The organism is Streptacidiphilus sp. PB12-B1b, from assembly GCF_014084125.1.
GTDB lineage: Bacteria > Actinomycetota > Actinomycetes > Streptomycetales > Streptomycetaceae > Streptacidiphilus.
Window position 1 is genome coordinate 5675846 of the sequence record NZ_CP048405.1, and the last position, 12177, is coordinate 5688022.

The following is a 12177-nucleotide window of genomic DNA, read 5'->3' on the forward strand; positions in this document are numbered from 1 at the left end:
ATCGGCCCCTGCGCTCACCACGACGGTTCCCCTTGCGCCGCCCCGGCGGCCACGCCTTCAGCCAGGTGTCCGTGGTGCGGTCGTGGCGGACGAGGTGGAGCTGTTCCATCTCCCGGAGCCAGCCCTGCATGGCCCAACGTCCCCAACGCTGCCGGAAGAAAGCCCCGTTGCGCAGTATGTCGTCCAGGTGTTCGACCGGGGGTCTGCTGCTTCATGCAGGCTGGCGCTTGGCCCGGGTTGGGTCCGGCTGGACTGTCAGCGAACGGATTCCGGCTCCGGCTCGTCCCAGGACCTGCTGACCAGCAGTGAGTTCAGCGGACGCTCGCGGAGGCACCGATCAAGAGGCCCCCGGCGCGGCGCCCGGCCGCCTACCTCTCGCCCCGGCCGGCAGCCGGGCAGCGTCAGAGCTCCGACTGGGTGCGAGCAGCGACGCGCGTCCCGGTTGCTGATCGGTCGGGTGGTGGGATGTCGGAGGTGGGGTTGGTGATCCGAGCGAGGGTGTCGAGGAAGTCGTCGGTGTCGGGGGGCGGGCAGTGCTGGTCGAGGTGGCGGGCGGCGTCTTTGAGGATGTCCTCGGTGGTCATGGGGTGGTGCTCTCCGGGTCGTGGTGGCTGGGGTTCAGGGTGCGGTCCAGGTAGCGCATGCCTTGCCACGAATGGATCGCCGACCAGCCGGAAGCACAGGTCGAGGCGACCACGTTCACCACCGTCATCGACGCGCTCCGCCGCCACGAGCAGACACTGGCCGAGATGCCCGAGCAGATCGGCCTGTACTCCGCGATCCTGGCCCTGCCCGACCGCCAGCGCACCGTCACAATCCTCCACTACGTCCTGGACCTGGACGTCGAAGACATCGCCCAGTACCTGGAACGGCCGACGGCGACCGTACGCTCCAACCTGCGCCACGCCCGCGAGCGCCTGGCCAAGCCCCTGGGCGCTACCTCCCCGAAAGGGGCACCACCCGGTGAAGCACCTCTCCTCCCGCCACCTCCCCACGCCCGCACCGCAGTCAGGCGACACCCCGAACGAGGGCCCGGCGCAGGCCGTCCGCGTCCAGCGGCCCGTCCGCGCCCACGCCGAGCACATCACCACCGCCCGCCAGGCCCGCATCACCACCGCCCCCGTCAACGCCCCCTCCCGCCACGAACAGGCCGAACAGGAGCTGCGCACCCTGGTCGCCCTGATCATGGACGCCCCCGAGGCATCCGCCGGACTGCACGCCCTGGTCAACGCCGGCCACATCCAGCCCGAGGGCGCCGAAGTCTTCGGCGCCCTGCTCTACGCCAGCGGCCGCACCGACGCCGCCGAGTTCTGGTGGCGCTTCGCCGGCGGATCCGGCAGCCGCACCGCCGCCTACTGCCTGCACCTGCACCACCTCGCCCAGGGCGAGCCCGACGACGCCGACTACTGGATCGGCTGGTACCCAGCACCTCGTCTCCCGAGGCCCCCTCCGCAGCCGCCCCCTGACCGCCACCCGCCCCCTGCTGCCGGCCGACATCCGCACCGACATCCTGGCCCGCTCCAACCTCGGACTCGACCTGCGCCTGCCCCCCGCCATCGAAGCCGTCATCAACCGCCTCCCCGTCCTCACAGACGACCCCGACTACGGCGAAGTACCCCAGCCCACCACCCTCATCGAACAAGAACTCCTCCACCTGGTCGGCGAACCCCACTGACACAACGAGCAGAGCGCATGCGGATGCGCCAGCACGCTCGTCCCCGGTGCCGAGCCCCGGCAACGAGGACAGCCCCTCTGCCATCTCACCATCGTCGGCAGAGGCCCACCCTCGAAGCGCTGTCGCCAACAGTCCGCCACGGGCAGACTCGCCCAATGAACAACTCCCCCGCCCGCGGCGAGCACCCCGTCCTGCTCCCCTCCAGCTACGCCTTCAGCGCCGACGCCCGCCTGATCGGCGAGGTAATGGAAGCCGCCGGATCAGCTGCGGCGTCCACTCCTAATGACACCCGCTACCTGGTACCCACCCTGACCTGGCAAATCGCCGCCGAAACGGTGAGCGACCCGGCCACCGACGACCACCGCCCGACAACCTGCGGGCCGCAGCCGTGCCCCATCACGCCCTGGACGCGGTCTGGGCCTGCCACGCGGCCCTGGCCGGAGCCGTCGACAGCAGTCCCGGCGACGACGGTGCACACCTGGCCAACCTGCTGCCCGACTACCTCCAGGTCGTCCACGGCACCGACCTGCGCGGTGTGATCGCCTCGCTGGAGAGAGTCCTCGCGGTGCTCACCCTCGACCTGCCCGGCACCTACGAGCTGGTCACCCGGGCCCTGCTGCGCCAAGACCTCACCGCCGACAACCGGGCAGCGTTCAACGAGGTCCTGACCGCCTGGCGCAGCGCCGGGGTCGACTGCTGACCCACCCAGCAGCTGGCCCGGGCACCTCGCGCCAGTGGGTGCTGGAGAGGTAACTGTCCCGTCTCATTTGAATTTGTCGGTAGCCGAAGCTGTGACCAGCGGTGATGCATGGTCGGGTGAGACGGATCTTCGGTGGAGTCTCAGTTGACGTTGCCTCCCCGCAGCACTTCGGTGAGCTTGTCTCAGTTGATGTTGTCGGCCAGCGGTCATAGGGCGCTGACCGGCGGCAGTGATCGGCCTGTCGGCAGCCTCCCGAGCAGAAGCGAGCATCGGCACAACGCTCCAACCCCGCCAGCCAGGTGACCCCGCAGACCGGGCACTCCCTCGTCTCCAGCCGGGAGTCAGAGTCACGGAGCGCGCGGTCGTTCTACTGCCGGCGCCATTATCGAGCGCGGCCAGCACCCTCTGCCGTTCTCGGAATGACAGGGCATACCACTTCCTGCCAGGCCTTCGGGTCAGGCCGCGGCCAGTTCGAGGGATGATGCAGTGTGCGCCTGCTGGCGGGCGATACGCCGGGTCATCAGTGTGATCGAGGCCCAGTTGAGGCTAGCCTCACTGTGGGCCGACAGGCGTTCGTAGTCGCGGACGTTGCGGCGGGCCCGGATCAGCCAGCTCAAGGTGCGCTCGACCACCCAACGCTTGGGCAGGACCTTGAAGCCGACCTGGCCGGGCGGGCGTTTGACCGTCTTCACCGTCAGGCTCAGGTACTTGCGGGCCCAGTCGAGGGGGACGCTGATCCGACTGCAGGTCGACCGCCTGCCCGGCGGCGCGCTGTGGCTGTGGTCTTCCGCCACCGGCATGACCGGCTTGCTGGCGGGTGACCGGGGACCATCCCCGCGGGCGCGGGGAGCAGCGCGAGGCCCGGCTCTCGCGGGTGCTGAACTGGGGACCATCCCCGCGGGCGCAGGGAGCAGCTCATGAACCTGTTCTTCGGTCTCAACGCGCCAGGACCATCCCCGCGGGCGCGGGGAGCAGTATCTCGACATTTTCCCGACCACGTTGGGCAGGGGACCATCCCCGCGGGCGCGGGGAGCAGGCAAAGCGTGCCAGATACGGACAAGACACCCTGGGACCATCCCCACGGGCGCGGGGATGGTCCCGCAATTTATGCGATCCGCTTCTCCGGCAGCCTCTGCTCTCCGCGCCTGTGGGGATGGTCCCGTGAACGGCAATCGTCCCTATGCCGTCCCTCCCTACTCCCCGCGCCCGCGGGGATGGTCCCGACCAGTACGGGGACTGTGGCGTCGCAGGCCTCTGCTCCCCGCGCCCGCGGGAATGGTCCCGCGATGTATGCGATCCGCTTCTCCGGCAGCCTCTGCTCCCCGCGCCTGCGGGGGTGGTCCTGCAGCGTCTGAGGTGGGCTAGCAAGTCCCGCTCCTCGCGGCTTGCCATTCCAGATGAGACGAAACTGAATCTGGAGAATTTCTATAGTCTGCGCGTAGGGTAACGATATGACCCTCACCAGCATCCAGGTCGATGTCGAGGTGCGCGACCGGCTCAAGGCCATCGCGGATGCCTCCAACACCTCCATCAAACAGGTCGTGGCCCGCATGGCCGCTCAGACGATGACGCCCGCCGAACTCGCCGAGCGCCAGGCCCGCGGCCGCGCCGCCATGGCGACCAACGGCGTAGTCGTCGACGACGACCCCGCCGACCCCGACCGTCGAGCTGCCGAAGCCTTCTGGGCGGGCCTGGAAGGCGACAAGCCTTGAATCCAGGCACCGTCGTCCTGGACCACACAGCCCTGGCCGCCCTCGCCGCCGGCAACCGCTTCCTGTCCTACATCTACGACACCACCCACCACTCGCCCGACCGCCGCATCCTGGTTCCCACCAGCTGCCTGACCCAGTCCGAACGCGACCGCCCCGGCTCCGCCGACTACTTCGCCTCCCTCGAAGCACTCACCTTCCTGGATCTGGACCTGGCAGCCGCCAGCGCCGTCGGCCGCGCCACCCTTCCATGGCCCCACGCCCATGCCGCACACGCCGCCTCCCCCAACGTCGACTGGCCACACGGCCTACCGCTCCTCACCGGCGACGGGACCACCTACCAGGACCTGCCCATCAGAACCTTCCCCTTGCAACCACCCGCCTGAAGCGAGGACCCGACCAGGCGTACGGGGGCAACCAGGAGCGGCGGCCCGTCCGGGACGGTGCCGTCCAACTCGTCGAGGACTTGGTCGACCAGGCGGCCATCGGCAACGTCTTCGGGCTGGATGCCGGTGGTGCGGGTCATCATGGGGTGACCGGGGCGAAGTCGGGCGGCCGAATCAGCGACTGGTAGCTCCAGCCGGTGGGCTGCGGGCCCCGGCCGGGAACGTGCTGGACGGCCAGGGCGGCGACCTCGACCGGCTGCGGGCGGTGCCCGGCCGGGGTGGTGGCCTCGAAGTCGATGACCAGCAGCAGCGTCTCGGCGAACGCCGGATCGGTGGCCAAAGTGGGTGCGGATACCTGGTCAGCCGTCCTGCGGGTCGACGGTATCGGTGAGGGCCTGGTGGCCGTCCTTGGTGAGCTGGGCCTGCCACTGCCGGCCGCGCTTGTCCGGCTCCTTCTTCCTCTTCACCGATCACGACCAGGCCGGCTGCTTCCAGCGTCTTGAGGGTGCCCAGGTGCACGGTCCCGCCGCGTCGCGCAAGCTGCCCAGTGGCTGAGCCCGATGGTCACGTCTCACTGCGCGCATCACGCAGGCGTGCGAACCAGTTCCGCAGCGCGCGATGCCGCGCAACCCACGCCAAGGTCTCCGCTTCCTCGACTCCCAGGCTGTTCAGTATCCGCAGCAGTCGCTGCCCGGATGGCATCCTGTCCGCCTGTTGATGCGCCACTGTCTCCCGGGAAAGCCTCGTAGTGGTTGGCAGTGTGCTAGGGAAAGCGCCGTCCATGTTGCTCTTCAGCAGCTCGCTTTCGCGTAGGTCCTGTCCGAGCACGGTGATGTAGTCCCGGCCCCTGGTGCTGCACAGGTCCTTCAGGTCACTGAGGAACTTGGCCGGCGAATCACGCTCTACGAGAGCCGAGGGTCCACCGAACGCAGCCGCAGGCCTGTCCGCGCTGTCCGCGGCGGCGGCGCGGACAACGTCGCCCGCCACGACCCGCGCCTGCTCGCCCCTGCAGGGATCGGGGATTTTCATCTGCTGGCGCAGTACGGCCATCTGTGCGCCATGGGCTTCCAGCCGCTCCTCGGTGGCGGCGAGGACGCGGTCGTATTCGAGCAGTTCCGGCAGTCCGAGCGCGGCTGACGGGTCCCCTGCGGGCGGGGTGATGCCGTCGTGGTCCTGCCCTGTGGGGCGCGGGGCCGTTTCCTGGTGGAGTTCCTCCAGCTCGCGGCGCCTGTGTTCGGCGATCTGCTGGGCCTGGGCCCGCAGTTCCTCGGCCTGCTCTCGCTCCTGCCGGGCCCTGGTCAGCTGGGCCTGGGTCTCGGCCAGGCGCCGGCGGGACTCGGCGAGGTGCTGCTGCAGTGCGGCTGCGTCGGGCCGGACCTGGGCCAGGGCCTCATCTCGCTCGCTCTGCAGCAACGAGCACCGCTCGCGCAGCGAGGCCACCATGGTCAGGAGCATGTGGACAATCTGTGTCGTACCCAGCAGCGTCGACTGCGCTGCCATCTCTGCCTGCCGCGCCCGGTCGAGCCTGATGTGGAGCTGCGAAAGCGACTCACCGGACGGCGCCATGACCGTCGGCGCCTGTTTGGCCAGTGCCGCCTTCTGCGCCGCCTCCCACAGTTCCAGTCCCCGCGCGAGCTGGAGCTGACGTTGCTGGGGTGATGTGATCAAGGTGGTGACCAGGTCCTGCAGAAGCCACTTCGGGATCGGCTTGCGTCCCTTGAGGAACTCGCCCCACTGCGTGCGCTGGTAGGCGGGGAACTTCTGCGCAAGCTCGCGCTGGGTCAGCCTTTGGACGATCTGACGCAGCCATTGGGCCAGTTCGTCGGCCTGCGTGCTCGGCCCGTCCAACGGCCCCAGCCGCTGCCCCGTCCGGCCATGATCTACCCGTGGCATTCCCACCGCCCCCGTCCCGTCCTGCCCCGCCCACTCCTGTCCGCAACATTCCCGGCTCTGCCCTGCCTGAACACGATCGGACAGCACGGACAACCGCTCACTTGTGCACTGTGGTCCTGACCGCATCAGGCCACTCACAAAGGACCACGATGAAGCCGACCACTCGTCACCGCCTGGACCTGATTGCCTTCCTCGCGGTCCTGGCCACCGGCGTCCTGCTCACCGCCATGGGCATCTCGGCCGGCACGCTGGCAACCATCGCCGTCGCCCTGTCCAGCCTCTACGGCGTCTGGAAGGGAACCGGCCCTGCCGCACCACCAACCCCACACGACAGCCAGCCACCAGGACGGACAGCACCACCCGACCCCCCGACGGGCTCCTGACACCGGGCCGCAGCCGACCGTCGTGGCAGCAGGACTGTCACAAGTCCCTGCAACCACCGGGCACCGGGCCGCGGCGCACGGCCGGTTTCGCTGACGCCCAACGATGTCGCGCGGACGGCGTGCGGGCCGTCCAGGACCGCTTATTCCGGCGCCGGGATACAAGGCGGCTCGTTGGGCATCGGAGGGATCGACCGCGGCCTGCAACGCCATCTTGGCCAGGTCCGCCCCCGACACCCGGGGCACCGCCGCACCCTGCGGCCCGCGGTCCCCCGCGTCCGGGGCCCGCTGCTTCACAGCCATCACTGCACCTCCCCGGCCTCGGCCCGGCAGTCCCGGCACACCCCCGACGGCGGCGGGGTGCTGGGCGCGGACCGCTCGCACTGCGAGCACGTCCACCACGCCGGAGCCGCGGCCGCACGCTCCCTACGGATCTGCTGGAGCTCCGCCTCGATCCCCGCCAGCTGCCGCATGCGCTGCTCGACCGCGTCCCGCCGCTCGCCCGCGGTGGCGTGCGGCAGCCTCCGGGCGACGTCCTCGGTGACCTGCTGCCGCTCCCGGCGGCGGCAGGTCCGGTTGTCCTCGCAGCGCGGGCAGGCGGACCCGTCGGTGAGCAGGGTGCCGTCGTCACAGCGCACGTCACCGCACTGACGGCCCTGGGGCAGGCCGCGCCGCAGCAGCCAGCCCACGGGGTCGCGGACCGAGCCGACCGAGCCCTGGCGGCCCAGCCGGTACGCCAGCCGCTCGGCCAGCAATCCGGGAGCCGAGGTCGGGTCGGTCCGCTCGGCCACGGCCGCCAGCTCCGCCCGGGCAGCGGCCACGATCACGGCCCGCTCCCCCCGGCGCTTCACCCGCCACCACAGCCCGATCACCGGCGACAGGGCCACGACCAGGTCCGCCGGGACCTGCGCCACGTCGCGCTCCTGGCCAGCGGCTTTCCACCTAGAAGTTCCACCGCGGCGCTCCGTCTTTGGCTGTTCCCCGCGCAGCGGGCCGCCCTCGACCACGGTCAGCCGGGGGCGGTCTCCGGCCTGGATGGCGGCGTCCTCGCGCACGTCTGCGCGCTCCGGCCGTAGACGGCCCGCCCCGACGACGGCTTCGCCGGAAAAACCATCCACAGGGCAAGCATCACCAACCACATCAGCCACAGGAGAGTGATCAGTGTGAAGGTGTGCCGCTGGTGCGGGGTCTGCAACTTCCACACACCACCCGCCACATCCAGGACCGGGGCCTGCACTGATACATCATCAGCGGGCGGCTCTCCCACCCCTGCCGCCGGTGCGGGGTCTGCAATTCCGGCTTCGGCTGCCTCCACAGCCTGCTCCTGGGCCTGATCCTCCACGTCGGCGGGGACCGAGGCCCCGTGCGCGGCCGCCACCGCCGGCACCAGCAGCCGGGCACGGTGGTGCAGCCCGGACGCGGTCTTCACCCGGCGCCGGTCCACCAGCCCCTGCTCCTCCAGCCGGGCCAGGATCCGGGCAGCCCGCGACGGCGTGCACGACATCAGCCGCGCCAACGTCGTCGCCGACCGCCCGTGCCGCTCATCCGCACGGCCACCGCACAGCCGCACCCGACCCCGGCTGCCGCACTCCAGCACCAACAGCAGCAACGCCAGCCGGTCCGACGCCGCTGTCGGACCGCTACCCGTGCCCAGCAGCCCCGGCGCCGTCGACCAGTCCTCCCCCTTCGTCCGCCACCCTGGCGCGAAGCACGCCTCTACCAGCCGCAGCAGCGTCGCCAGCTCCCCGCGCGTCAGCGCCAGCGAGTGGCCCTCAAGGTGCCACTGCGGGCCTCCGCGACTGTCCTCTGGCGTCGATCGTCGCAGGTTGTCGATCTTGAGACTCATGGCCGTGCCCTTGAAGTCGAGATCGCCCTCAACCTCCCAGACGTCCTCGAACACGACCGTGGACGGCGCGATCCAGAAGCTGAAGCGCGTCTCCGGCGCGACCGGATGGACCCAACGAACGATGTAGTCGATGTCCAGCAACAAGCGCGGTAGTGAGTTGTCGGCGGAGCCTGGCTGCACGCAGAGTCCGTGGATGGTGACGTCGTGCCATCCCATCGCCTCGAAGTCGGCGTCGCTCCAGGTGCTTGACTCTGTCGGTGATCTTGGTGCTTCCTGGTGTGCGAGCATGATCGGTGGGCATGCTCGGCCTGTCTCGTCGACCGATTCAGCTGCCGAGGTGTCCGTTGTCGCTTCACCCCCGCTCCGGTGGACAAGTCCCGTCTCTGACCGCGCAGATCGCCCGGGCGAGCAATCCGGGTGGCACGACGGCGATGTGGGTCAGAGACCGGCTGGACGGGCTGTGGTGCGATGAGGACTTCGCGGGCTGGTATCCGCGTGACGGGCGTCCTGGGCTCTCGCCCGCCCAACTTGCCACGGTCTGCGTGCTGCAGTTCCTGCTCGGCTTGTCGGACCGGCAGGCAGCAGAGGCAGTCCGGTGCCGCATCGACTTCAAGTACGCGATGGCCATAGAGCTGGACGATCCCGGCTTCCACCACAGCGTGCTGGCCGACTTCCGCGAGCGCCTGGCCCAGGACGACCGGGCCGACCGTCTCCTGGATCTGGCGCTCGCCCGACTGAAGAAGGCCGGCCTCGTGGGCGAGCGCACCACGCAGCGCACCGACTCCACCCACGTCCTGGCCGCGGTGCGCGACCTGACCCGACTCGAGCTCGTCACCGAGGCGGTCCGCGCCGCGCTCGAAGAAGTCGCCCGCACCGCCGGGGACTTGCTGGTCGACCTGGTCGACGAGGACTGGGGGCGCCGCTACGGCCGCCCGGCCCGGTTGGGCAAGAACCCCACCCGGCCCAAGACCCGGATCCTGGCCGCCGGCGACGATGCCTGTCGGCTGCTGGAGGCCCTGCACGGCAGCGGGGCCGCTTACGGTTCCGGTCCGCAGGCCGAGGCCCTGCGGCAGATCGTGGTGCAGAACTACTACCGCGATGCGACGGGCCGGCTGCGCTGGCGCACCGCCGAGGACGGCGGCCTGCCGCCCTCCGCCTCGGCAGTCGTCTCTCCCTACGACACCACGGCGCGCTACGTCCGGCACGGGCACATCATCCGCTGGAAGGGCTACGCTGCCCACCTCACCGAGACCTGTGCCGCCGACAGCGTCAACGTGATCACGGACGTGGCCACCACCTCGGCCGCCACCAACGACGGCCAGGCCCTGCCCGGCATCCACACCCGCCTGGCCCGTCGCGGACTGCTGCCCGCCGAGCACCTGGTCGACGGCGGCTACACCTCCCTGGTCCACCTGGAACGAGCCGCCCGCGAACACCAGGTCACCGTCACCGGTCCACTCCCGGGCAACCCCACCAGCCAGCACCGCAAGAACGAAGGCTTCGATCGCGACGACTTCCACATCGACTTCGACCGCCGCCAAGTGACCTGCCCCCAGGGCCAGGTCAGCGCGGGCTGGCACGGCCCCTACCCGACCTCCTCACCCACCGCCGCACCACTGATCGTGCGCGGTTCACCAGGAGCCAGTGCCAGCCGTGCCCAGACCGGCCTCAGTGCACCAGCTCCAGTGACGCCCGCAACGTGGGCTTTCCCCCGCAGGAACTCCGTGACCTGCAAGTCCGCGTCCGCGCCGAGCAGCAGACACCTGAGTGGAAGTCCCGCTACGCGGTCCGCTCCGGAGTGGAGGGCACCATCAACGAGTTCGCCCACGGCCACGGCATGCGCAGCTGCCGCTACCGAGGACAGCCGAAAGCCCACCTGCAACACGTACTCACAGCCATCGCCGTGAACCTCGAGCGGCTCAGCAGCAGGCCAGAGGCCGAGAAAACCTCTTCACCGAGACCGCCCACCGCCTTCCAGACCTTCCTGGACCAGCAGGCGATTCCCCGATCCAAGTCCTGGCGCACCCTCGGCACATAACCTCAACCACCCAAGATCACCGACAGAGTCACCCGTCACCTTTGTGGCGCCCAACCAGCCTGCTGGTTGGGCGCCACAAGATTAGGGAGACAACGTGTCAGTCCGTGGTTCCGGTACGACTGCCACGCAACTGCTATTTCCTGAACCGCGACGCAGCCAGGCCGCCCAGCAGGACGACGGCAACGATGATCACTATCCAAAGTATCCAGGAGCTGGAGTTGCCGCCGTTGCCGCCGCCTCCACCGAGTGCCAGGTACATATCCGATCCTCTCTGTCTGTTCAGTAAGTTGCCACCACGCCGGCTTCGCAACCTGCTTCCGTCGCCGTAGTGGCTCCGGCTTCCACACCGCCCCCGGTACCTGCGCCAACCACGGCGCCGCCAGCGGTGCACTCAAGTTCGCCGTCCACGCCGTCCTCCGCCTCACCGCTGTTCTCGGTAGCGCTGGCGTCCACCCCAGCGTCAGGTCCTACTCCCAGACCGGCAGTTCCGTTGACCCCGTCCGCTCCGATGTCAACCCCCAGGTCGACGCAGATGCCCAGGCAACCGCTGATGGAGATATTGAGGAACGAGGTTCCGGTGGGGTCGGTGTTGTTGACGGGATTGTCGCCGGCGTAGGCGTAGGGGTCGGGGCCTTGGCCCTTGGGGTCGGGTTGGGTGAAGCGGGCGATGGTGGGGTCGTAGGTGCGGTCGCCCATGGTGTAGAGGCCGCTGGTGTTGAGGTAGGCACCGTCGTAGCCCAGTGGATTGGGGACGGTGACGGTGGGGGTGCCGCGGAGGGTTCCGGCGGGTCTGGAGTCGACGCGGTTTTCGACCCCCTTGCAGTATCCGGGCTGGTCGGGGCCTCGCGCGGTGATCGCTCCCGGGCCCGGCCTCTCTGCTGCCGGACACGGTTCAGCAACAGCACGAGCCGGTAGAGGATCACTGTGGCAGGGTTCCCGGTCGTGTCTCGCCGATCAGGTCGCCCAGAACCCCCAGTCACAGAATCCCAGTTACTCGCTGAACTCCGCTGGCTCAGGAGGGAACTCGAGCATGTTCGGGCTGACAACGAGTTACTGCGGGAGGCCGCGGGGCCGCTGATCCACCTGGCGCCGGCCCGTGAACGCTTCGCGTTCATTCACGCCCACCGCAGCCAGTTCAGCCTGAGGCGACTGTGCCGCGTACTGATCACCGACCGCAGCAACTACCGCGCCTGGGTCCGCGCCCAAGCCATCCGCGAGGAACGAGCCCGCCAGGAAGCCGAACTCCTGGAGCGGATCCGAGAAGTCCATACCGCCCACCCGGCCTACGGTGCCGAACGCGTCACCCGCGAACTCAAGCGCGAAGGAGTCGAAGTCGGACGACGCCGCATCGCCCGACTTATGCGCCACAACGGCCTGTCCGGGATCACCAGACGCAAACGGCGGAACCTCACCAAGCCCGACCAGGCCGCAGCCACCATCACCGACCTGATCCAGCGCCAGTTCACCGCGCCCATGCCCAGCCTCAAACTCACAGGTGACATCACCTGCTTCCCGACCGGCGAGGGCTGGCTGTACCTATAAGTTACGTG

At 69.5% G+C, this 12177-nt stretch carries 15 protein-coding genes and 2 pseudogenes; 8 read left to right on the forward strand and 9 right to left on the reverse strand.

What is annotated here, in order from left to right:
* Positions 1-401: 401 nt before the first annotated feature.
* Both GXW83_RS24525 and GXW83_RS34935 read right to left on the reverse strand, forming a co-directional pair.
* On the reverse strand, positions 402-584 hold the full coding sequence (locus GXW83_RS24525) for a hypothetical protein (RefSeq protein ID WP_182445241.1): 183 nt from the start codon (positions 582-584) through the stop codon (positions 402-404).
* Complete coding sequence (locus GXW83_RS34935) at positions 581-712, reverse strand: hypothetical protein (RefSeq protein WP_255431325.1); 132 nt, start codon at positions 710-712, stop codon at positions 581-583. The genes GXW83_RS24525 and GXW83_RS34935 overlap by 4 nt, the downstream gene beginning before the upstream one ends.
* 37 nt (positions 713-749) lie before the next feature.
* On the opposite strand from GXW83_RS34935, the pseudogene GXW83_RS35430 reads away from it, so the two are divergent.
* Positions 750-908 (forward strand): annotated as a pseudogene (locus tag GXW83_RS35430) (RNA polymerase sigma factor); the annotation flags it as partial.
* A 100-nt stretch (positions 909-1008) separates the two neighbouring features.
* On the opposite strand, the gene GXW83_RS34940 reads toward GXW83_RS35430, so the two are convergent.
* The gene (locus GXW83_RS34940; RefSeq protein WP_255431326.1) at positions 1009-1374 is read right to left on the reverse strand and encodes a hypothetical protein; all 366 of its coding nucleotides are present in this window, start codon (positions 1372-1374) and stop codon (positions 1009-1011) included.
* 689 nt (positions 1375-2063) lie between these two features.
* Between GXW83_RS34940 and GXW83_RS24535 the strand changes: the two genes are divergently transcribed.
* On the forward strand, positions 2064-2375 hold the full coding sequence (locus tag GXW83_RS24535; protein ID WP_182445245.1) for a hypothetical protein: 312 nt from the start codon (positions 2064-2066) through the stop codon (positions 2373-2375).
* Positions 2376-2830: 455 nt separating this feature from the next.
* Here GXW83_RS24535 and GXW83_RS35435 read toward each other — a convergent pair whose 3' ends face one another.
* Positions 2831-3175: a transposase gene (locus GXW83_RS35435; RefSeq protein WP_182445247.1), complete on the reverse strand. Its 345-nt coding sequence runs from the start codon at positions 3173-3175 to the stop codon at positions 2831-2833.
* 651 nt (positions 3176-3826) lie between these two features.
* On the opposite strand from GXW83_RS35435, the gene GXW83_RS24545 reads away from it, so the two are divergent.
* Both GXW83_RS24545 and GXW83_RS24550 read left to right on the forward strand, forming a co-directional pair.
* Positions 3827-4087, forward strand: coding sequence for a hypothetical protein (locus tag GXW83_RS24545; RefSeq protein WP_182445248.1), 261 nt, complete (start codon positions 3827-3829; stop codon positions 4085-4087).
* Positions 4084-4470, forward strand: coding sequence for a hypothetical protein (locus tag GXW83_RS24550; RefSeq protein WP_182445250.1), 387 nt, complete (start codon positions 4084-4086; stop codon positions 4468-4470). Before GXW83_RS24545 ends, GXW83_RS24550 begins: the two co-directional genes overlap by 4 nt.
* Before the next feature lie 139 nt (positions 4471-4609).
* On the opposite strand, the gene GXW83_RS24555 is transcribed toward GXW83_RS24550, so the two are convergent.
* On the reverse strand, positions 4610-4810 hold the full coding sequence (locus GXW83_RS24555; RefSeq protein WP_182445252.1) for a hypothetical protein: 201 nt from the start codon (positions 4808-4810) through the stop codon (positions 4610-4612).
* 224 nt (positions 4811-5034) lie between these two features.
* A complete protein-coding gene (locus tag GXW83_RS24560; protein ID WP_182445254.1) occupies positions 5035-6318 on the reverse strand; it encodes a hypothetical protein in 1284 nt (427 codons plus the stop codon).
* Between the two features lie 194 nt (positions 6319-6512).
* On the opposite strand from GXW83_RS24560, the gene GXW83_RS24565 reads away from it, so the two are divergent.
* Entirely contained in the window at positions 6513-6746 is a 234-nt protein-coding gene (locus GXW83_RS24565) for a hypothetical protein (RefSeq protein ID WP_182445255.1), read from the forward strand.
* 299 nt (positions 6747-7045) lie between these two features.
* On the opposite strand, the gene GXW83_RS24570 is transcribed toward GXW83_RS24565, so the two are convergent.
* Both GXW83_RS24570 and GXW83_RS34430 read right to left on the reverse strand, forming a co-directional pair.
* Positions 7046-7657 (reverse strand): hypothetical protein, encoded by a 612-nt coding sequence (locus GXW83_RS24570; protein ID WP_182445257.1) that lies wholly within the window; start codon positions 7655-7657, stop codon positions 7046-7048.
* A gap of 95 nt (positions 7658-7752) precedes the next feature.
* Complete coding sequence (locus GXW83_RS34430) at positions 7753-8877, reverse strand: MarR family transcriptional regulator (protein WP_225447228.1); 1125 nt, start codon at positions 8875-8877, stop codon at positions 7753-7755.
* 143 nt (positions 8878-9020) lie between these two features.
* Between GXW83_RS34430 and GXW83_RS34435 the strand changes: the two are divergent.
* Both GXW83_RS34435 and GXW83_RS34945 read left to right on the forward strand, forming a co-directional pair.
* Positions 9021-9245: pseudogene (locus tag GXW83_RS34435) on the forward strand (transposase); the annotation flags it as partial.
* Entirely contained in the window at positions 9185-10627 is a 1443-nt protein-coding gene (locus tag GXW83_RS34945) for a transposase (protein WP_255431365.1), read from the forward strand. The pseudogene GXW83_RS34435 and the gene GXW83_RS34945, both read left to right, overlap by 61 nt.
* Positions 10628-10906: 279 nt before the next feature.
* Here the strand turns inward: GXW83_RS34945 and GXW83_RS24585 are convergent, their stop codons facing one another.
* A complete protein-coding gene (locus GXW83_RS24585; protein WP_182447534.1) occupies positions 10907-11482 on the reverse strand; it encodes an RHS repeat-associated core domain-containing protein in 576 nt (191 codons plus the stop codon).
* A 69-nt stretch (positions 11483-11551) separates the two neighbouring features.
* On the opposite strand from GXW83_RS24585, the gene GXW83_RS24590 reads away from it, so the two are divergent.
* On the forward strand, positions 11552-12169 hold the full coding sequence (locus GXW83_RS24590; protein WP_182445259.1) for an IS3 family transposase: 618 nt from the start codon (positions 11552-11554) through the stop codon (positions 12167-12169).
* Positions 12170-12177 lie beyond the last annotated feature (8 nt).

Bases quoted from the DNA above. Each gene is read 5' to 3' on its own strand.
- GXW83_RS35435 (WP_182445247.1), bottom strand. From the start codon at position 3,175: ATGCCGGTGGCGGAAGACCACAGCCACAGCGCGCCGCCGGGCAGGCGG.
- GXW83_RS34430 (WP_225447228.1), bottom strand. From the start codon at position 8,877: ATGCTCGCACACCAGGAAGCACCAAGATCACCGACAGAGTCAAGCACC.
- GXW83_RS24525 (WP_182445241.1), bottom strand. From the start codon at position 584: ATGACCACCGAGGACATCCTCAAAGACGCCGCCCGCCACCTCGACCAG.
- GXW83_RS24545 (WP_182445248.1), top strand. From the start codon at position 3,827: ATGACCCTCACCAGCATCCAGGTCGATGTCGAGGTGCGCGACCGGCTC.
- GXW83_RS24565 (WP_182445255.1), top strand. From the start codon at position 6,513: ATGAAGCCGACCACTCGTCACCGCCTGGACCTGATTGCCTTCCTCGCG.
- GXW83_RS34935 (WP_255431325.1), bottom strand. From the start codon at position 712: ATGACGGTGGTGAACGTGGTCGCCTCGACCTGTGCTTCCGGCTGGTCG.